Source organism: Bilifractor sp. LCP19S3_H10, assembly GCF_052119185.1.
Lineage (GTDB): Bacteria > Bacillota > Clostridia > Lachnospirales > Lachnospiraceae > Bilifractor.
The window spans coordinates 46,063-66,569 of sequence record NZ_JBQKFT010000015.1 but is presented as its reverse complement, the minus strand read 5'-3'; the positions used below and the strand labels follow the sequence as shown (position 1 = coordinate 66,569).

15 protein-coding genes are annotated in these 20,507 nt (G+C 50.3%); 14 read left to right on the top strand and 1 reads right to left on the bottom strand.

The genetic code is table 11. The features are described 5' to 3' along the window. Nucleotide 1: 1 nt before the first annotated feature. From argB to holA, 11 genes are all read left to right on the top strand, one after another. On the top strand, nucleotides 2-895 hold the full coding sequence (gene argB, locus ACTQZS_RS11605; RefSeq protein ID WP_441475946.1) for an acetylglutamate kinase: 894 nt from the start codon (nucleotides 2-4) through the stop codon (nucleotides 893-895). Next, on the top strand, nucleotides 885-2,072 hold the full coding sequence (locus tag ACTQZS_RS11600; RefSeq protein ID WP_441475945.1) for an aspartate aminotransferase family protein: 1,188 nt from the start codon (nucleotides 885-887) through the stop codon (nucleotides 2,070-2,072). The genes argB and ACTQZS_RS11600 overlap by 11 nt, the downstream gene beginning before the upstream one ends. A 136-nt stretch (nucleotides 2,073-2,208) precedes the next feature. Next, nucleotides 2,209-3,018 (top strand): helix-hairpin-helix domain-containing protein, encoded by an 810-nt coding sequence (locus ACTQZS_RS11595; protein WP_441475944.1) that lies wholly within the window; start codon nucleotides 2,209-2,211, stop codon nucleotides 3,016-3,018. Between the two features lie 30 nt (nucleotides 3,019-3,048). Next, nucleotides 3,049-3,738: a response regulator transcription factor gene (locus tag ACTQZS_RS11590; RefSeq protein WP_441099822.1), complete on the top strand. Its 690-nt coding sequence runs from the start codon at nucleotides 3,049-3,051 to the stop codon at nucleotides 3,736-3,738. A gap of 163 nt (nucleotides 3,739-3,901) precedes the next feature. Further along, nucleotides 3,902-4,543 (top strand): hypothetical protein, encoded by a 642-nt coding sequence (locus tag ACTQZS_RS11585; RefSeq protein ID WP_441475943.1) that lies wholly within the window; start codon nucleotides 3,902-3,904, stop codon nucleotides 4,541-4,543. A 3-nt stretch (nucleotides 4,544-4,546) separates the two neighbouring features. Further along, a complete protein-coding gene (locus ACTQZS_RS11580) occupies nucleotides 4,547-5,830 on the top strand; it encodes a hypothetical protein (protein ID WP_441475942.1) in 1,284 nt (427 codons plus the stop codon). Between the two features lie 27 nt (nucleotides 5,831-5,857). After that, nucleotides 5,858-6,493 (top strand): DUF6320 domain-containing protein, encoded by a 636-nt coding sequence (locus ACTQZS_RS11575; RefSeq protein WP_441099819.1) that lies wholly within the window; start codon nucleotides 5,858-5,860, stop codon nucleotides 6,491-6,493. A 40-nt stretch (nucleotides 6,494-6,533) separates the two neighbouring features. Beyond that, nucleotides 6,534-7,979 (top strand): ATP-binding protein, encoded by a 1,446-nt coding sequence (locus ACTQZS_RS11570; protein ID WP_441475941.1) that lies wholly within the window; start codon nucleotides 6,534-6,536, stop codon nucleotides 7,977-7,979. A gap of 16 nt (nucleotides 7,980-7,995) precedes the next feature. Further along, nucleotides 7,996-8,934: a GerMN domain-containing protein gene (locus ACTQZS_RS11565; RefSeq protein WP_441475940.1), complete on the top strand. Its 939-nt coding sequence runs from the start codon at nucleotides 7,996-7,998 to the stop codon at nucleotides 8,932-8,934. A gap of 605 nt (nucleotides 8,935-9,539) precedes the next feature. Beyond that, nucleotides 9,540-12,011: a ComEC/Rec2 family competence protein gene (locus ACTQZS_RS11560; RefSeq protein WP_441475939.1), complete on the top strand. Its 2,472-nt coding sequence runs from the start codon at nucleotides 9,540-9,542 to the stop codon at nucleotides 12,009-12,011. A 42-nt stretch (nucleotides 12,012-12,053) separates the two neighbouring features. After that, complete coding sequence (gene holA / locus ACTQZS_RS11555; protein ID WP_441475938.1) at nucleotides 12,054-13,031, top strand: DNA polymerase III subunit delta; 978 nt, start codon at nucleotides 12,054-12,056, stop codon at nucleotides 13,029-13,031. 610 nt (nucleotides 13,032-13,641) lie between these two features. On the opposite strand, the gene rpsT is transcribed toward holA, so the two are convergent. Then, nucleotides 13,642-13,905 carry a 30S ribosomal protein S20 gene (rpsT, locus tag ACTQZS_RS11550; RefSeq protein ID WP_441475937.1) on the bottom strand — a complete coding sequence of 88 codons (264 nt, stop codon included), beginning with the start codon at nucleotides 13,903-13,905 and terminating at the stop codon, nucleotides 13,642-13,644. 412 nt (nucleotides 13,906-14,317) lie between these two features. Here rpsT and lepA point away from each other — a divergent pair, with 412 nt between their 5' ends. From lepA to uvrA, 3 genes are all read left to right on the top strand, one after another. Then, entirely contained in the window at nucleotides 14,318-16,132 is a 1,815-nt protein-coding gene (lepA, locus tag ACTQZS_RS11545; RefSeq protein ID WP_441475936.1) for a translation elongation factor 4, read from the top strand. Then, on the top strand, nucleotides 16,122-17,408 hold the full coding sequence (gene hemW / locus ACTQZS_RS11540) for a radical SAM family heme chaperone HemW (RefSeq protein WP_441475935.1): 1,287 nt from the start codon (nucleotides 16,122-16,124) through the stop codon (nucleotides 17,406-17,408). The genes lepA and hemW overlap by 11 nt, the downstream gene beginning before the upstream one ends. 163 nt (nucleotides 17,409-17,571) lie before the next feature. After that, nucleotides 17,572-20,406: an excinuclease ABC subunit UvrA gene (gene uvrA / locus ACTQZS_RS11535; protein WP_441475934.1), complete on the top strand. Its 2,835-nt coding sequence runs from the start codon at nucleotides 17,572-17,574 to the stop codon at nucleotides 20,404-20,406. Nucleotides 20,407-20,507: the final 101 nt, after the last annotated feature.

Here is a 20,507-nt window from a genome sequence, read left to right as displayed (position 1 = left end):
GATGGTTAATCAGAAATATTTAGACAAGGCGGAGGTTCTCATCGAGGCACTCCCTTATATTCAGAGATTCAACCGCAAGATTATAGTGGTTAAATACGGCGGAAGCGCGATGATCGACGATGAGCTGAAGAAAAATGTCATCAAAGATGTGGTCCTTCTGAAGCTGGTCGGATTCAAACCGATTATCGTTCATGGCGGCGGAAAGGAAATTTCAAGGTGGGTCGGAAAGGTCGGCATGCAGCCGAGGTTTGTCAACGGACTGCGCGTGACGGATGAGGATACCATGGAGATCGCCGAAATGGTTCTGAACAAGGTGAATAAGGAACTGGTGAGCATGGTTGAGAGCCTTGGCGTAAAGGCTGTAGGAATCAGCGGAAAGGACGGAGGACTTCTTCAGGTTGAAAAGAAATATTCCGACGGTGAGGATATCGGCTACGTGGGTGATATTCGCAAGGTGGATCCAAAGGTTCTGAACGATCTTCTGGAAAAGGACTTTCTCCCGATTGTCTGTCCGGTTGGCGCCGACGACGAGTATCATTCCTATAATATTAATGCTGATGATGCGGCCAGCGCAATTGCGGAAGCGGTGAATGCGGAGAAGCTGGCGTTCCTCAGTGATATTGAGGGCGTATATTATGACAAGGATGACCCGTCCACACTCATCTCTCTTCTCACGATCGATGAAGCGAAGAGCCTGATGGAGAGCGGCCATGTGGCGGGAGGAATGATCCCGAAGCTTCAGAACTGCATCAATGCCATCAATAACGGAGTAAACCGGGTGCATATTCTGGATGGAAGAATTCCGCACTGTCTGCTGCTGGAAATCTTTACAAACAAGGGTATCGGCACCGCAATTCTGAGAAATGAAGAGGAAAAATTTAATCATGAAGACTGAAGAAATCATGCAGGAAACCGATCAATATGTTCTTCACACGTACAACCGTTTTCCGGTTGTATTCGAAAGAGGTGAGGGGGTTCATCTCTATGACACGGATGGGAAAAAATATCTGGATTTTGCGGCAGGCATCGCTGTTTTCGGCCTGGGATACGGAAACCGGGAATACAATGACGCACTGAAGGACCAGATCGACCATATTATTCATACCTCCAATCTGTACTACAATGTTCCGATGGCGGAGGCAGCGAGAAAAGTAGCGCAGTCCTGCGGCATGAGCAAGGTATTTTTCACAAACTCCGGAACGGAGGCAATCGAGGGCGCGATTAAAGCTGCAAGAAAGTATGCATGGCTCAGGGACGGGAGTTCGGATCATGAAATCATTGCCATGGAGCATTCCTTCCATGGCAGGAGTCTAGGCGCACTCTCCGTCACCGGAAATACATCCTATCAGGAGCCGTTCAAGCCGCTGATCGGCGGAATCCGCTTTGCCAGATTCAATGACCTCAAGAGCGTTGAAGAAAGCATCAACGGAAAGACCTGTGCGGTTATCATGGAAACCGTGCAGGGTGAGGGGGGCATCTATCCGGCCAAAAAGGAGTTCCTCGAGGGGGTTCGGAAGCTTTGCGACGAGCATGATATTCTGCTGATCCTGGATGAGATTCAATGTGGAATGGGTCGTACCGGTAATCTCTGGGCATGGCAGGAATTCGGCGTACAGCCGGATATCATGACCTGTGCCAAGGCACTTGGCTGCGGAGTTCCTGTCGGCTGCTTTGTGCTGAATGAGAAGGCGGCATCACGGTCTCTGGTACCGGGCGACCATGGCAGCACTTACGGAGGAAATCCTCTTGCAACGCGTGCGGTCAGCACGGTATTTGACCTGTTCGAGAAAAATCACATTGTCGAACATGTGAGAAAGCTGACTCCATACCTGGAGCAGCAGCTTGACGCACTTGTAGACAGATATGATTTTCTCTCGGCGCGCCGCGGCAGGGGATTTATGCAGGGGCTTGTTGTGACAGGAAGACCGGTGGGTGAAATCATCGGAAACGCCTTGAAGAACGGGCTTGTGGTTATCTCAGCGGGATCAGATGTGATCCGTCTGGTTCCTCCGCTGATCATCGAGAAGGAAGATATTGATGAAATGATCCGGAGACTGGAAGCCTCGTTTTAAGCTTCTGAATCTTTCGCGAAAATTTTGTTCTGTGTCTTAGCCCTTGTAATTGTTACAAAAATTCGCTACAATATTTATGGTCGGGTATCTCTTTATCGGAAACATTCAGGAAATGACGATGATCGGAGAGATACAAATGATAAATAAAATCAGAAAGCGGATCCGCAATGCTTCCGTGCTGCTTTTTGTCGCGTTTACAGCCGCGGTTCTTCTATCAGGCTGTGGAGAGGATGAGGGCATCTATCGATACGGGTCTGCTGTTCTTGAATCTTCCAATGGCCGGGTAGAGGGCTTATCTTCGCGGGAGGATGCTTCCGGCGAAGCGCGCGCCACAGGTGAGGCGGAAAATACTTCCGCCAAAGCGGCTGCCGCACGTGAAGCGGGTGATGCTTCCGGCGAAGCGCCCGCTGCAAAAGCAGGAGATGCTTCCGGTGAATCACCCGCTGCAGGAGAGGAGAATGGCGCACCGGAGACGACATGTTATGTATATGTCTGCGGAGCAGTAAACGCGCCGGGAGTCTATGAACTGCCGGCAGGAAGCCGTGTGTACGAGGCGATTGCGATGGCCGGCGGAATGACCGGAGAAGCAGACGGACGAAGCCTGAATCAGGCGGCACAGGTCGCTGACGGTCAGCAGATCACCGTGTATACGAGAGAAGAGACAGAGAAACTTCAGAAGAACGGCAGCAGCGCCGCAATGGCAGGACAGGCTGGAGAGTCGGGAGGCAATCTGTCTTCAGGAGAATCCGGGAAGGCAAAGGTAAATATCAACACGGCCGGCAGGGAAGAACTGATGACACTGCATGGAATCGGTGCTGCCCGGGCAGATGCGATCCTGGCGTACCGCGAGGAGCATGGGACTTTTTCCAGAATCGAAGACATTATGAATGTCGAGGGAATCAAGGAAAAGGCTTTTGCGAAGATTCGGGACGATATTGTGGTATGAGGATGTACATTTATAGGCAGGAGTCTGGAGATGGCAAATAAGGTTCTGGTAGTTGACGATGAAAAGCTTATCGTAAAGGGTATCCGGTTTTCGCTGGAACAGGACGGGTATGAGGTGTCCTGCGCCTACGATGGAGAGGAGGCACTCAATCTGGCGAAGGAGAATGATTATGACATCATACTTCTGGACCTGATGCTCCCGAAAATGAGCGGCCTTGAGGTCTGTCAGCAGATTCGGGAGTTTTCCAATGTTCCGATTATCATGCTCACCGCGAAGGGTGAGGATATGGACAAGATCATGGGATTGGAATACGGAGCCGACGACTACATCACGAAGCCGTTTAATATTCTTGAGGTTAAGGCCAGAATCAAGGCAATCCTCCGGAGAACGAGAAAAACGGAAAAGACCGAGGAGAAGACAAAGATCATTCAGGCAGGGGATCTGCGGCTTGACATTGACAGCCGCCGGGTCTTTATCGGAGACCGGGAGGTCAATCTGACCGCGAAGGAATTCGATGTACTGCAGCTTCTCGCTTTTAATCCGAACAAGGTTTACAGCCGGGATAATCTTCTGAATATCGTGTGGGGATATGAGTATCCGGGCGATGTCAGGACGGTGGACGTCCATATCCGGCGGCTTCGCGAGAAGATTGAGGACAATCCATCCGAACCCCGGTACGTTCACACAAAGTGGGGAGTCGGCTATTATTTTCAGGCATAAAATTTATGGGCAGACCTGCTTTGCACGGGCAGGCGGCAGAAGTAAAGTTCCCACCGTTGGCAGAGGTTAACGGTGGGACTTTCTGTCAGAGTGCGGCATCCTTGTGGAAGATGCGGCGCGGCTTTGCTATAATAGCATTCAGCAGTTATTGGAGGAGAAACGAATGACTGGAAGGAAACGAGTCTTTAACAATCGACCGCTCAGGATCATCATGGCAATTCTGATCGCTGTGATGGTTATACTTTTTATCCGTTATATGGCATCTCCCTCTGGCAGAAACAGCTCTCCGGAGAACAGAGAGGCGGTACAGAGTACATCGGCGTCGGTATCTGCCGGATCAGAGGACGCAGCGGCATCTTCTGAGGACAGTCAGGGCATCCTTCAGGCGGTTGCTGCGGACTCTTCTGATTCCGCTGCCGGAGTCGGAACAGCGGGATCCGGAGAAACGGTGCAGACATCTTCTGCTGCATCATCCGCTTCTTTGCCTTCCGTTGGTAATTCTGACAGGGATTCCTCCGGAGAGAGTGCGGAGTCATCATCTTCTTCCTCGGACAGCGGGACGGACGATTCTGCCGTAAAGGGAGATACTGCAGTGCTTTCCGACGGGAACGGCAATACGGTGACGGTTACCTATGACAGCGGAGCTGCGTGGTACGATGAGAATCAGAATGTATATTCTCCGCTGGGATCCGGGAACTGGATGGATGAATCGGGAAATATTTATACAGAGGAAGGCAGCTCGAATACTTCCGGCAACACAGCGGGAGGCGGAAACGGGATTAATCTTGTGCAGAACAGAGGTTGATATATGGAGAAAGAACATAAAGCAGGGGAATGGTATCGGCTGGATAATGCGGCAAAGCTGATACCTTCGACCATGGTCGGCGCGGATACCAGGGTCTTCCGGCTCGTCTGTGAGCTGAAAGAAGAGGTGAATCCGGAGATTCTTCAGAAGGCGCTGGAAGAAACCATGAGGGAATTTCCGTATATGAACTGCTGCCTGCGGAAGGGGATCTTCTGGTATTATATGGACCAGCTTCCGGGATGTGAAAAAGTACGGGAAGAAGATATACCGGCGCTGAAGGCGCTTTATATTCCCGGGAAGAAAAATTTTCTGTACCGGGTGAGCTATTTTCACAGAAGAATCAATGTCGAGATTTTTCATGTCCTTTCCGATGGAACAGGCGGATACATGTTTATTGAGTCACTTGTGACTAATTACCTGATTCTGAGGCATAGTCTTGATCGGTCACTTTTCCGGTCAGATCAGGGATCGGTGACGGAGAAGCAGCTCGACGCTTTCAGCAAGTATTATGAAAAGGGTGAACGGAAGAAGAGAAATTATCTGCGTGAGATGTTTCCGGTGAAGGCCTACCAGATCAGGGGTATTCAGGACGCAAATCTGGAAGAACATCTTCTGGAGGGAACAGTCTCCGTCAGAGAGATTCTCAGGGTTGCGCATGAGAATCATGCGACCGTCGGTATTCTGACCACTGCCCTCTGGATTGAGGCTATTCTGAAGGAGATGAAGCATTCGGAGTATAATCGTCCGATCGTGGTTAGTGTACCGGTCAATCTTCGTCAGTTTTTCCCGTCAGAGACGAGCCGGAACTTTTTCGGCGTTATCCAGGTGGTTTACTATGCGGGCGATTATGATGGTACCCTGAAGAGCATTATGGATCCGGTCAGCAGAGAATTTTCAGAACAGCTGACGGAGGAGAACGTCCGGAAGACCATGAATTCTTATTCTGCGCTGGAACATAATCTTGCGGTACGCGTAATTCCTCTGTTTATCAAAAATGTGGCGCTGCAGGGAATCGCATATCGGATGAATACAGGAGTTACAACCTCAGTTTCGAACGTAGGTGTTGTGAGACTTCCCGCAGAAATGTCTCCGTATGTTGAGAAATTCTCGAGTTTTATGTCCTGCAAGACGGTATTTCTGTGCGTCAGCACATATGAGGACTGGATGGTATTCGGTGTTGTCTCCAGCTTTGAGAGACATCCGGTCGCCATGAATTTTTTCCGCAGGCTGGTACAGCTTGGGGTTCCGGTGGAAATCGCGAGTAATGACTGTGACGAGGGGGTGTGAGGAATGCAGGAATGCGGCAGATGCCACGTGAAGATCAGGGGAAACAAGCGCTGCTGTCCGCTCTGCGGAGGACCGCTTTCGGGGGAACCGGAAAATCCGGCTTTTCCGTCGCTTCCGAAGAGAAAATTCAGCCGCCTCAGTGCTGTGAAACTTGCAGCCTTTCTTTTGATTGTATTCCTCATTTCGGATGGGGCAATGATTTATATAATGGGAGGTGTCCCGTCATGGATTCCGCTCTCGGTACTGAGTGCGGTGGTAGGCTTTATGGATATCTGCGTGACCATGTACTACAGGAACAATGCGCTGAAAACCATGCAGGTGCAGGTGATTATCGGTATTTTTCTGAGTCTTGTGATCGATGCGGTAACGGGGTGGCATAAGTGGTCGATCCACTGGGTCATGCCGGTCGCCTTCGTCGGTGTTATGGTGACTACAATACTGATCGGTATGGGGCTGAAAATGGCACTGCAGGAATTTGTACTCTATCTTCTGATGGATACGGTGCTTTCACAGCTGCAGTGGATTTTTCTACTGAAACATATAAATTGTTTTCAGATACCTGCGGTAATCAGCAGTTCGGCCTGTATCCTGATGTTCCTCGGGATTCTGATTTTCCGCTGGAAGGATTTCACATCGGCGTCATCCAGATACTTTAATATCTGACCGGATATTGAGAGAAGACGTAAGGACCTGGAGTTTTTTTATGAAAAAGAAGATAAAGCATTTTGCTTTTTACAGAAGTATCCGGTTTTATATCATGATACTTCTTTTCATCATGGGCATTGTGCCCTCTATCATTGTGGAAAGCGTCATTGTACAGAGCTACGAGGACCGTGCGGTGAGCCAGAGAACCGTGATGGTCAAAAATCAGTGCGAAATATTGGCGGATCAGCTTTTTAACCGGAATTATCTGTCTGATACCAGTGATGACGTGATTAACGGGGAGTTTAATATGCTCACCGGAATCTATGGGGGACGAATCCTCGTAATCAACCGCGACAGCAGAATTGTCATGGATACATTCAATATTGATAACGGAAAATATTCTCTGTCACAGGAGGTTACGGACTGCCTGAACGGGAAGGAAACGAGTCATTACGACAGAGCAAATAATTATATTGAGCTGACTTTCCGGATCAAAGATCCGGACAAGAAGAGCAGTGATGCAGAAACGGCCGGCGTACTGCTTGTCAGCGTATCAACCACGGAAATCAGTATCAGTAAGGGAATTCTGGAGGAACGGGGCACAATGATTCTCGCGATTATCACGGTCGTTATCCTGATTCTCGGATATATTCTTTCGGGAATCCTTGTCAAGCCTCTGCAGAAAATCACACGTTCGATTGAAGGAATTACGGACGGCTATCAGGATGAGAGCATTTCCGTCAATGATTATCGCGAGACAAAGCTGATCACCGATGCTTTTAACCGGATGCTGGCGAGAGTGAAGACGGTGGATGACAGCCGTGAGGAATTTGTATCCAATGTGTCACATGAGCTGAAGACGCCGCTTACTTCGATGAAGGTTCTGGCGGATGTTCTGAATCAGAACCCGGATGCTCCCATTGAGGAGTACCGCGATTTTATGAAGGACATCTCGGCGGAGATAGACCGGGAGAACTCCATCATTACGGATCTTCTGGCGCTTGTGAAAATGGACAAAAAATCCGCGGATCTTAATATCACGGATGTGAATATCAATGATGAACTGGAACAGATTATCAAGCGGCTGAAACCGATCGCCGATAAGGCGCATGTGGAACTGATTCTTGACAGTTTCCGTCCGATAACGGCTCAGGTGGATGAAACCAAAATCTCTCTGGCATTCACAAACATTATCGAGAATGCCATTAAATATAATAGGCCGGAGGGCGGCTGGGTGAGAGTCTCCCTGAATGCGGATCGTAAATACTGTTATACGACGATTGCGGACAACGGAATCGGAATTCCGGAGGAATCCCTGAACAATATTTTTGAGCGTTTCTACCGCGTGGACAAAAGCCATTCCCGGGAGATCGGAGGAACGGGTCTGGGTCTTGCAATCACAAAGAAGGTAATCGTCATGCATCGGGGAGCAATCCGTGTCAAGAGCAAGCTTGGAGAGGGAACCACTTTTTCCATACGGATTCCGCTGGTTCACATCGTTTAAAGGAGGCAATGGACGAATGAAGAAGCTTCTCAGCTGCCTGATGATTCTCAGCCTTATCGCCGGCCTGGCGGGCTGCGGATCGACGGTCAGCAGTTCATCGGGCGTTCAGCCCAGTGCTTCTGTTCAGAAGACGTATCTTTATTATCTGAATCAGGAGGAGGACCGGATCAGCTGGGTGGAATATCATTTTAATGAACCGGATACAGAAGGACAGGTTGTTGAGATGATCGCCCTGCAGACACAGAAGCCGGGAAATAAGGAGGATGTTCTCCTTCTGCCGGATGGAGTGAAGATTCAGAATTATAAGCTTAGTGATCAGGTACTTACGCTTGATCTGAGCGCGGGCTTTCAGAACCAGGCACAGACAAGAAAAGTGCTCTGCATCGGCGGTCTGGTGCGGAGCTTTGCCCAGATTGACGGCGTCGACAAAATCCTGTTTACAGTAGACGGCAAGGATCTTACTGACAGCAGCGGAAATGCAGTCGGTGCTCTGACAAATGACAGCTTTGTGGATAATGCCGGAAAGAATATCAATGCTTATCAGGAGATGGAAATGACGCTGTATTTTACGGATCAGACCGGGTCGAAGCTGGTTCCGGAAACGAGGGAGGTCTATTACAGCAGTAATGAGCCTGTGGAGAAAGCAGTTGTGGAAGAGCTGATTCAGGGCCCTTCTGAGGAGGGGCACTACCCGGTATTCTCCACGGACACGCAGGTGCTCAGTGTTATTTCGCAGGCGGGAATCTGCTACGTGAATTTCGATGACAGTGTTCAGAATTCGATTCTGAGTATCAGTGAGGAGATTCCCATCTATGCTATTGTGAATTCACTGGCGGAGACCTGTAATACCAAGAAGGTTCAGTTCTCGATCGACGGCGAAAGTGACACCGTCTTTCGCAACAGCATGGATCTGAGTGTGCAGTATACCAGAAACCAGGATCTGATTTCTTCGTGACGGCAGATTTGTATTCTCGTGCCGCTGACGCGTTACTTCATGCTCATACCTGTTGTCATCGTTAATGTTCTTGCCCACTGGTGAGAAGGCTCCCCGTGGGTCAAGAACATTGCGGCTGTACTTATGCAGCAGACGGCCATGTGATACATTGTGCCACACACTGTATAAGCTGCGGATTGCTGCGGTTTTGTGAGAATTGCATATTGCGTTTTTTATGGCCGGGTGCTATGGTTTACTTATGTCAACACATCAGCCGTTCTGATTACTTTTCAATTTTGTTTTGCTTTCGTTTTATTTTTCGTTTTCTGCTTTTCTTTTTTTCTCTTTTTCTTCTCTTTCCTTTTTATTTTTTCTTCTCTTCCCTTGTTTTCTTAATGAAAGCGGCTTTTATCATTGCGCTGCAGTCTCTTTCGTGCATTTCATATGTTCCAATTTGTTCTTTTATTTACGCGAGCATCGCGATAGCGAGATAAAACTCGCGCAGCGTGTTTTATCTCGTTTCTGCTTTTATGTTTTGACATTTTTTCGTTTCCGCAGCTTCTTCATTTTCACATTTTTCAAGGCATCGGTGTAATGACACGATGATGGAATCGGGGTGATGGAATTTGAAATACCGGCCTGTCTGTATTGCCTGTGTGCTGCTGATTCTGGGGATTCTGTTCTGTCGCTTTGCAGGAATCCCTGTTTTTGGACGCCCTAAGATTCCGGAGAGCGCGCAAAGCGTTCTGGAGTCTGGAACGACTGCCAGCTGCTCCGGAGAGATTGTGGAGAGGAATCGGAAGAAAAAATCTGTTCAGTATATCATTAAGGATTGTAGAGCTGAATTCCGGGACGATGAGAATCAGGTTTGCCGTATCCGGATTGGTTATCTGAAGGTTACAGTGCTGCCGGAAGTTACAGTGTTGCCGGAGGCGAATTTTGCGGACGATAATAAACTTGCCGGGACAGGACTGTTAACCGAAGAAGAATTGAAGGAGCGCGATATTGGACAGCTTCCGGTCGGGAGCAAAGTGATATTCCGGGGAAAACTATCGGAAATTGACGGACCCTCAAATCCGGGTGAATTTGACAGCAGGAAATATTATGCGTGCAGAAAGATTTATTATGAAATGCTGAACGAGAAAGTCATGGTGACAGACCCGGGTGGAGGCTTACGGGAGCATCTTGCAGCGTTTCGGGAAGGAGTCAGCGCCCGGCAGGCGAAACTGATGCATCCGAAACAGGCCGGGGTTTTGTCGGCTATGCTGCTTGGAGACCGCTCAATGCTGAGCGAAGAGAGCAAAGAACGGTACAGGTACGGCGGAGTCATGCACGTTCTGGCGATTTCCGGACTGCATATCTCAGTGCTTGGGATGATATTTTATGAGCTGCTGTTCCGGGTTCTTCTTTCAGGCATGCCGTCTCACATCCGGGCAGGACAGGCCATTGCCGCTGCCGGCGCAGCGGCGGTGACAGGAATTTACTGCGTGTTTGCGGGCTCCCCAGTCTCTGCTGTCCGTGCGATGATCATGTTCGGACTTGCCCTGGGGGCAAAAATTCTACGAAGGTCTTATGATGTGCTGTGCGCGGTCGGGATCTCGGCCATTCTTCTACTGTTAACAAGGCCGGGATATCTTTTCGATGCCGGATTCCAGCTTTCCTATGCGGCGGTTGGAGGCGCAGCCGTTTTTTATCCAGCATTGCTTGGGCTGGTACCGAAGAATTATTGGCACAGAGGAAGCCGGATCAAGAAAATTTTTGAAAAAATTCTCGAGGCATTTCTGATGTGGGTGGCAGTCATGCTGTGCACGATCCCGGTTGCCGCTTACGCATTTTCAGAGATTCCGGTGCTGCCATTCGCAACATTGCTGATTGTTCCGGCGATGGGAGCGGTACTGATCCTTGGTATTGCCGGAAGCACTGCAGGTATGCTGTGTTCTCCGGCAGGGTGGCTATTGTTGATTCCAGTTGATCTTTTACTTCAGCTGTTTGAGAGAATTGCGTTGTTTGTGAAAACCATCCCGGGCTCGGTATGGACGGTCGGAAAACCGGAACGGTGGCAGCTTATGGCCTATGGATTCTGCCTTCTTCTGGTATGGATTTGCCTCAGACACGGTATGGGAAGGCGCGCGGCGCTGGTGGTGGCTGCGGCGGTGCTGGTTCTTTCTCTGAAATGGAGTCCGGCGTTGTCAATTGCTATGCTGGATGTCGGACAGGGAGACAGTCTCGTCATCTCCCGGGGACTCGGAATGTGGAAGCCAGGCGGGGATCCGGTGTATCTCGTCGATGGAGGAAGCAGCAGTGTGAAGCAGCCGGGGAAGTACCGGATCATTCCATATCTGAAATCTCGAGGGGTTACAAGGATCCGGGGGATTTTTGTCAGTCACGGAGATCAGGATCACCTGAACGGGATCGAGGAGCTGCTGGAAGAGATTGTCGGTCAACGGGTACGCATCCGGGTGGACGTACTTTATCTGACTCCGCAGATGCAGAATGACGCTGCAGGCGGACACCTTATAAAATTATGCAGGAAGGCAGGGATCCGGATCGTGTTTTTGAAAAAAGGAAATACACTTCAGGATGGAAAGCTCCGAATCCGGGTGCTGCATCCGGATACAGAGCCGGAAAATGGATCGGGGACCGGAGGGACAGATGGCCGCACTGCCGGTGCGTCATTGGGGGACACAAGTCGTGGCGCATCTGATGGCATGACTGGAGGGAGAAATGAGGACAGCATGGTTCTGCTGCTGTCTTTCGGGGATTTCGATGCACTCCTGACGGGAGATCTGGAAGGAGAAGGAGAACGAAAGGTTCTGGAGGAGGCCGGATCCGTGGAGTATCTGAAGGTTGCGCACCACGGCTCACGCAATTCTACCTCAGATTCATTTCTCCGAAAGGTATCTCCTGTTGTCTGCATGATTTCCGCCCCGGAAAAGAGCAGGTATGGACATCCTGCGGGAGAGACGCTGACAAGGATTCGCGAGGCAGGAGCGGAATATTATGTGACGAGAGATTGTGGCGCCATCTGTCTGGAAACGAAGGGAAGAGGAAGTTTCCGGATCAGAACTTTCCGGAGAGAAGCGGATATGGTAAGATGAGACGGTGAGCAGAAAATCCCGGGAAAGGGAGGTTGCAGAAGGTTGAAGATAATTCGGGAAGATATCAAAGGCGGCAATTTCAAAAAGGTTTATCTTTTGTACGGGGAAGAAGCATATCTGAGAAACCAGTACAGGGATCTTCTGATCCGGGCGCTTGTTCCGGAGGGGGATACCATGAACTTTACCAGATACACCGGTAAGGACGTGGATGAGCAGGAGATTGTGTCGCAGGCAGAAACGCTGCCTTTTTTTGCGGACCGACGGGTTATTCTCGTCGAAAACAGTGGATTTTTCCGCCGGAAGACCGAGAGACTGGATGACTACATGGATCATCTGCCGGACTACCTTGTGATGATATTTGTGGAGGACGAGGTTGACAAGAGAAATCGTCTCTACAAGCAGATTCAGAAAAAAGGGCATGTGGCGGAGTTTGCGGCGCAGACAGAGGAGACCCTTACCCGGTGGGTGCTGACACGCATGACCAGAGAGGGGAAGAAAATCACCAGGAAGGATATGAGCCACTTTCTAGATATGACAGGAACAGACATGGCAAATATCAGCAGTGAGCTTGAAAAACTGCTCTGCTATACCATGGGCAGGGAGGTCATCACAAATCAGGACATTGACGCGGTCTGTGCGCCCCAGATCACGAATCAGATCTTCGACATGATACGGGCGGTTACGGAACATCAGCAGAAAAAGGCGCTGGATTATTACTATGATCTTCTGGCGCTCAAGGAAGCGCCGATGCGGATTCTGTATCTCCTGGCGAGGCAGTATAATCAGCTCCTTCAGGTGAAGACACTGGCGGCAGACGGAGTGCCGAATCGGGAGATTGCGCCAAAAGTTGGCATGCCGCCGTTCGCGGTCAGCCGCACGCTCGGACTGTGCCGGAATTATTCAATTCCACAGCTGGAATCCATTGTGAGGGAATTTGTGCAGGTTGAGGAAGAGGTGAAGACGGGGCGGCTGGATGACAAGCTGAGTGTGGAGATGATGATTGTGAAATGGAGCCGGTGAAAACTGCAGGCATGAGCGTTTGAAATCGCATACAGTCTCTTACGCGCGCTTCGCGGAAGGCGGCCTGTCTGCGTTTTCGAAGAGCTGCTCAATAATAATATTGTATAAGCTACGGATTGCTCCGTGCTTCGCACTCACGCAATCCTACAGGTATTCGGATTTCGCGCGTTCGCGCTTCATCCTCATACCTGTTGCCTTCGAAATCGCATACAGTCTCTTACACACGCTTCGCGCGTGACGATCCTGTCTGCGTTTTCGAAGAGCTTATACAATAAACGCCCATATGATAAAACGTGCCACATACTGTATAAAGCCAGCTGCTCCGTTGCTTCGCAACTCTCGCAGCTGCCACATGTGACCGACTTCGTCGGTCTGTCGCGGCGTTCGCCCCACCGCTTCACACTTTGTGTGAGCGGGTGTGGCTCACTGCCCGCGCATATTCGCATTCTCGCGGTGTTTCACACCGCTCCATGCTCATACATGTTAGCGTCGTTCAAGCATGCAGTTTTCTGTGCATGCTTCGCATGCCCAAAAACTGCCTGCTTGACGACGGCTTTATACAATAAAAAAACACGAGGCGACGACTCCTCGTGTTTGCTCGTTTATTGATTTATTGAATAGAGTTTACAGCTTTGCTTAAGCGGGAAACTTTTCTGGATGCGTTGTTCTTGTGAAGAACGCCCTTTGTCTCGGCTTTGTCGATGACAGATGTTGCATTCAGCAGAGCAGCCTGTGCAGCTTCCTTGTCATTCGCAGCAACTGCAGCCTCTACCTTTTTCATAGATGTTTTTACTGCAGACTTGATGGCCTGATTTCTCTCAGCCTTTGTTTTGTTAACGAGAATTCTCTTCTTCGCGGATTTGATGTTAGCCAAACTGTACACCTCCTTTTATTTTATATTTATGGGATGTTCTTTATAGGATGACACTTTTCCACTTCCGAACATGCTTATTCATATTATTCTATTTCATATGGGTTTGTCAACTTAAATTTTCAAAAAACGTGAATCTGTAATTATCAAAAAACGTGAATCTTTTGACCATCTTTAGACCATCGCCTGACGGCTGCTGACCATTTTTTGCCGTCAGCGGGCTTTTTTTCGAAGATTTTCACGTTTCCTGCACCTTGCGGCCCCAGACAAAGTCGAGTATAATCTCACTGTATATCTGTCGGAGTCTGTCTGAATGCGGTGAAAGCGAAAAGAAGAAAGACCCGGTGACGGATTCCGAAGGGAGAATCTGCAGATGTCTATATGATACATAATCTCAAAAACCGGAGGTAGCACCTTGTCATTAATAGATCAGAGCAAAATCAGAAATTTTTGCATTATCGCGCATATTGATCACGGAAAATCAACACTGGCTGACCGGATCATCGAGAAGACAGGCCTTCTCACCAGCCGCGAGATGCAGAATCAGGTTCTTGACAATATGGATCTGGAGCGGGAACGCGGAATTACCATAAAAGCACAGGCATGCCGTACGGTCTACCGGGCGAAAGACGGTGAAGAGTATATCCTGAATATGATCGATACCCCCGGCCACGTGGACTTTAATTATGAAGTTTCCAGAAGCCTTGCTGCCTGTGATGGTGCTGTTCTTGTGGTGGACGCGACACAGGGAGTGGAGGCACAGACGGTGGGAAATGTATATCTTGCCATGGAGCATGATCTGGAAATTTTCCCGGTGCTGAACAAAATCGATCTTCCGAGTGCACATCCGGAGGAGGTAAAAAGCGAGATCGAGGACGTCATCGGCCTGGACGCAGAGGATGCGCCCGAGATTTCGGCGAAGACAGGTCAGAACGTTGAGGATGTGCTGGAAGCGATCGTGCACAAGATCCCGGCTCCGGAAGGAGACGTGAAGGCGCCCTTGAAGGCACTGATCTTTGACTCCATCTATGATTCCTATAAGGGAGTGATCATCTCCGTCAGGCTTCGGGAGGGCACGGTGAAGCCAGGAGACCGGATCCGGATGATGGCGACCGGGGCGGAAGAAGAGGTGGTTGAAGTCGGTTATTTTGGCGCAGGGCAGATGATTCCGTGTGATGTTCTTGAGGCCGGTATGGTGGGCTATATCACTGCGAGCATCAAGAACATCAAGGATACCCGCGTTGGAGATACTGTGACAAATGCGGACCGTCCCTGCGCAGAGCGGCTTCCCGGTTACAAAAAGGTACAGTCCATGGTATACTGCGGTATCTACCCTGCAGATTCAGCGAAGTACCCGGAGCTTCGGGACGCATTGGAAAAACTGCAGCTCAATGATGCGTCTCTGTATTATGAGCCGGAGACCTCAGCGGCGCTGGGCTTCGGGTTCCGCTGTGGCTTTCTCGGTCTGCTCCATCTGGAGATCATTCAGGAGCGGCTGGAGAGAGAATATAATCTGGATCTGGTCACAACGGCGCCGGGAGTTGTATATAAGATCCACAAGACGAGCGGAGAAGTTGTGGAATTGACGAATCCATCCAATCTTCCGGATCCTTCAGAGATCGAATACATGGAGGAGCCGATGGTAAAGGCAGAGATCAGGGTAACCACCGAGTTTGTCGGTCCGATTATGCAGCTCTGTCAGGAGCGCAGGGGCGAATACCAGGGTATGGAGTATATCGAGACGACCCGTGCGCTTCTAACCTATCATATCCCACTCAATGAGATCATCTATGATTTCTTCGATGCTCTGAAATCGAGATCCAGAGGGTATGCGTCTCTGGATTATGAGATCATTGGGTATCAGAGAAGTGAGCTGGTGAGACTTGATATTCTGGTCAATAAGGAGCCGGTAGATGCCCTGTCATTCATAGTATTTGCAGATTCCGCCTATGACCGGGGCAGAAAGATGTGCGAGAAACTGAAGCAGGAGATTCCGCGGCAGCTTTTCGACATTCCGATTCAGGCTGCTGTCGGCTCAAAGGTGATTGCGAGAGAGACGGTAAAGGCTCTCCGTAAGGATGTACTTGCAAAATGCTATGGCGGAGATATCTCCCGCAAGAAAAAGCTCCTGGAGAAACAGAAGGAAGGAAAGAAGAAGATGCGGCAGATCGGAAACGTTGAAATCCCGAAGGACGCCTTCCTCAATGTTCTGAAGCTTGATGAGAACTAAAGCCGGCATGGAGTTATATATTCACATCCCATTCTGCGCAAAAAAATGTGGTTACTGCGATTTCCTCAGTTTTCCCGCTGAGTGCGGAACACAAGACAGATATGTGGAGGCATTGATGCGCGAGATCCGGAGTTTTTCCGGTATGAGGCAGAGTGTTTCTTCTATATATATCGGAGGTGGAACCCCTTCTCTTCTTCCCGCAGAGATGATTGCGGAAATCATGCACGCGGTCAGAGAGACCTTTCATCTGGAGCCAGGTGCGGAAATTTCGATGGAAGTCAATCCTGGAACCGTGCAGCCGGGAAGCCTGTCCGTTTATCGAAGAGCGGGAATCAACCGCCTGAGCTTCGGGTGTCAGTCCGCCGACGACGGGGAATTGAAGCGTCTTGGCAGAATCCACACGTTTCAGGCGTTTCGGGAGAGCTTCGCGTATGCGAGGGAGGCGGGATTTTCCAATCTGAATGTCGACCTGATGTCCGGACTCCCGGGGCAGACAGAGGAATCCTGGGAGAAATCACTCCAGCGGATCGCAGAAGCAGGTCCGGAGCACATATCTGCTTACAGCCTGATCATCGAGGAGGGAACACCTTTTTACGAAAAATATCACGAGGTCTCCGGGATGATTGCCGAGGGAGATACGGAGACTCATGTAAGAGAACGCGAAGAAGGACAGTATCATCTGAGCTCTGAGGAGATGCTCCCCGGTGAGGAGACAGAGAGGCGGATGTACGATCGGACAGAGGAGATCCTTGCCGGCTATGGATTCCGCCGGTATGAAATCTCCAACTACGCAAGAATCGGGAGGGAATGCCGCCACAATGTGGGATACTGGACCGGGATTCCGTATCTCGGACTTGGACTGGGAGCGTCCTCCTATACAGGGGGACTGCGATTCCGGAACACGGATGATATCGGAACGTATCTGCAGATGTACGCCGGACCGGAGAACGACGGAAGAGGAAAGATGTTGTTTGGTGGAGAGCGTTTATCTGTGGAGAAAATAGAGAACATTCTGTCGGAAACCGGACGGGAAAAACCGGAATTTCTTGGAAAAGAAGACCTGATGGCGGAATTTATGATTCTGGGGCTCAGAATGACGTCCGGCATCAGCAAAGAGGAGTTCAGATGCCGCTTCGGAGAGGATGTAATGGAGGTATACGGCAGTACAATCCGCAAGTATGAGGATGCAGGCCTTCTGCGGGAGGAAAGAGGAAATCTGTTTCTCACCCGCCGGGGGCTCTCCCTGTCAAATACGGTCATGGCGGATTTCCTGTAGGTTTGCGAGCGCGCGAAGCAACGTATGAATGCTTATACATGTCAGTGCCGCGGAAGATACGAGGCAGCTTCTGTGACGCGGGAGCATATACGAAGTGCAGTGCCCCCCGCAGGCGTGACGCCGCAATATGTATGAAGCCGGCAGAAGAGTTAGGAGTTTAAAATTGGCAGAAAAGAACCATTTTATCAGGATCAGAGGTGCTTCGGAGAATAATCTGAAGAATTTGAACATAGATATCCCCAGAGACAAGCTTGTGGTGCTGACCGGGCTATCCGGATCGGGAAAGAGCTCTCTGGCGTTTGACACCATTTATGCAGAGGGACAGAGACGTTACATGGAGAGTCTCTCCTCCTACGCGAGGCAATTCCTCGGGCAGATGGAGAAACCGAAGGTGGAGAGTATCGAGGGCCTGCCGCCCGCCATTTCCATCGATCAGAAATCGACCAACCGGAACCCGAGATCCACGGTGGGAACGGTCACGGAGATCTATGATTATTTCCGACTTCTGTATGCAAGAGTCGGTATTCCGCACTGTCCGAACTGCGGACGTGAGATCAGCAGACAGACGGTGGATCAGATGGTGGGTCAGATCATGGAACTGCCGGAGAAATCCAGAATCCAGCTGCTTGCGCCTGTGGTGAGAGGACGGAAGGGACGTCATGAGAAGGTTCTGGAGCAGGCAAGAAAATCCGGCTATGTCCGCGTGGTCATAGATGGAAACCAGTATGACCTGTCGGAGGACATCGTACTCGACAAAAATCTGAAACATAACATTGAAATTGTGGTGGACCGCCTTATTGTCCGGCCGGGAATCGAAAAGCGGCTGACGGATTCGGTGGAAAACGTGCTGAAACTTTCTGGTGGACTTCTCGTAGTCGATACAATGGACGGGCATACCCGGAATTTCAGCGAGAGCTTCTCTTGTCCGTATTGTGGAATCAGTGTAGACGAGATCGAGCCGAGGAGCTTTTCCTTCAATAATCCATTCGGCGCCTGTCCGGAGTGCTCCGGCCTTGGCTATCGGATGGAGTTCGCGGAATCGCTGATGATCCCGGATCCATCGAGATCTATCGACGAGGGAGCCTTTGCCGTTCCTGGATGGCAGTCGAGCACCCAGAAGGGAAGCTTTACGCGGTGTATGCTGGAAGCACTGTCGGAGGAATACCATTTTTCTCTGTCCACGCCATTTAAGGATTACCCAAAAAAAATCCACGATATTTTGATTTATGGAACAAAAGGGCATTCAGTGAAGGTCCATTATAAGGGTCAGCGGGGAGAAGGTGTCTACGACGTTGCCTTTGAGGGGCTGATCAAGAATGTGGAGCGGCGGTATCGGGAAACCGCGTCGGAATCTTCGCGTCAGGAATACGAGAACTTTATGAATATTTCTCCGTGCCCGGCATGTCACGGGCAGAGGCTGAAGCCGTCTTCGCTGGCAGTCACCGTTGCGGACAAAAATATCTACGAGGTGACGAATCTGTCGATTGAGAACCTTCTGAAATTTCTGGACGATATCCGTTTAAGTGATCATCAGATGCTGATCGGAAGACAGATTCTGAAAGAAATCCGGAACCGTGTGAGCTTTCTCCACGAAGTCGGACTGGATTATCTGACGCTGGCGAGAGCCACCGGATCGCTTTCCGGCGGTGAGGCGCAGCGTATCCGGCTTGCCACCCAGATCGGATCGGGACTTGTCGGAGTGGCTTACATACTGGACGAGCCGAGCATCGGCCTTCATCAGAGAGACAATGGAAAGCTTCTCGGAACTCTGATGCATCTCCGGGATCTTGGAAATTCCGTTATCGTTGTCGAGCACGATGAAGAAACGATGCGGGCGGCAGACTGTGTGGTAGATATCGGCCCGGGGGCGGGCAGCCACGGCGGCGAGCTGGTCGCCATGGGAACCGCAGAGGACATCATGAAATGTCCGGAATCCATCACGGGGCAGTATCTGTCGGGAAAGCGTAAGATTCCGGTTCCCGATGTAAGAAGGAAGCCAAAGGATTGGCTGATTGTCAGGGGCGCCGAGGAACACAATCTCAAGAACATCGATGTAAAATTTCCGCTTGGTGTGATGACCTGTGTGACCGGTGTTTCGGGCTCCGGCAAGAGCTCTCTTGTCAACGAGATTCTCTACAAGCATCTGCAGAGGGAACTGAACCATGCTCTTGTGATTCCGGGAAAGCACAGGGGAATTGAAGGAATGGAGCACCTGGACAAGGTGATCAATATCGATCAGTCCCCGATCGGGCGTACGCCGAGATCAAATCCCGCGACATACACAGGTGTATTTGATATGATCCGTGATCTTTTTGCCGCGACACCGGATGCGAAGGCACGCGGCTACAAGAAGGGACGTTTCAGTTTCAATGTCAAGGGAGGAAGATGCGAGGCATGTTCCGGAGACGGAATTGTGAAGATTGAGATGCATTTTCTTCCGGATGTCTACGTCCCCTGCGAGGTGTGCGGCGGAAAACGCTACAACCGGGAGACACTGGAGGTCAGATACAAGGGGAAAAATATCTTTGAGATTCTGGATATGACCGTGGAGGAGGCGCTTCCCTTTTTTGAGAAGGTTCCGTCGATCTACCGAAAGATCAGGACGCTGTATGATGTCGGTCTGTCGTACGTGAAGCTCGGGCAGCCTTCTACAGAACTATCGGGCGGTGAGGCTCAGAGAATCAAGCTGGCGGCTGAACTATCAAAGAGAAGCACAGGAAGGACCTGCTATATTCTGGATGAGCCGACAACCGGTCTTCATTTTGAAGATGTGCACAAGCTGGTGGATATTCTCCAGAGATTCACGGAAGATGGCAATACGGTGATTGTCATTGAGCACAATCTTGATGTCATAAAGACCGCTGACTATATCATTGATATGGGCCCGGAGGGCGGTGACAAGGGCGGCACGGTGATCGCGAGTGGTACGCCGGAGGAGGTTGCGAAGGTGCCGGAGTCGTACACCGGTCAGTATCTCAGAGAATATCTGAAGGGATGACGGCTTATACGCGTCACTTCGTGCTCATACCTGTTGCCTTCGAAACCGCATACAGTCTCTTACACACGCTTCGCGACAGGCGGCCTGTCTGCGTTTTCGAA

What these genes read in the sequence shown, in the direction of transcription:
- argB (WP_441475946.1), top strand. Translation starts at nt 2, where the DNA reads ATGGTTAATCAGAAATATTTAGACAAGGCGGAGGTTCTCATCGAGGCA.
- ACTQZS_RS11600 (WP_441475945.1), top strand. Translation starts at nt 885, where the DNA reads ATGAAGACTGAAGAAATCATGCAGGAAACCGATCAATATGTTCTTCAC.
- ACTQZS_RS11595 (WP_441475944.1), top strand. Translation starts at nt 2,209, where the DNA reads ATGATAAATAAAATCAGAAAGCGGATCCGCAATGCTTCCGTGCTGCTT.
- ACTQZS_RS11590 (WP_441099822.1), top strand. Translation starts at nt 3,049, where the DNA reads ATGGCAAATAAGGTTCTGGTAGTTGACGATGAAAAGCTTATCGTAAAG.
- ACTQZS_RS11585 (WP_441475943.1), top strand. Translation starts at nt 3,902, where the DNA reads ATGACTGGAAGGAAACGAGTCTTTAACAATCGACCGCTCAGGATCATC.
- ACTQZS_RS11580 (WP_441475942.1), top strand. Translation starts at nt 4,547, where the DNA reads ATGGAGAAAGAACATAAAGCAGGGGAATGGTATCGGCTGGATAATGCG.
- ACTQZS_RS11570 (WP_441475941.1), top strand. Translation starts at nt 6,534, where the DNA reads ATGAAAAAGAAGATAAAGCATTTTGCTTTTTACAGAAGTATCCGGTTT.
- ACTQZS_RS11565 (WP_441475940.1), top strand. Translation starts at nt 7,996, where the DNA reads ATGAAGAAGCTTCTCAGCTGCCTGATGATTCTCAGCCTTATCGCCGGC.
- hemW (WP_441475935.1), top strand. Translation starts at nt 16,122, where the DNA reads ATGAGAACTAAAGCCGGCATGGAGTTATATATTCACATCCCATTCTGC.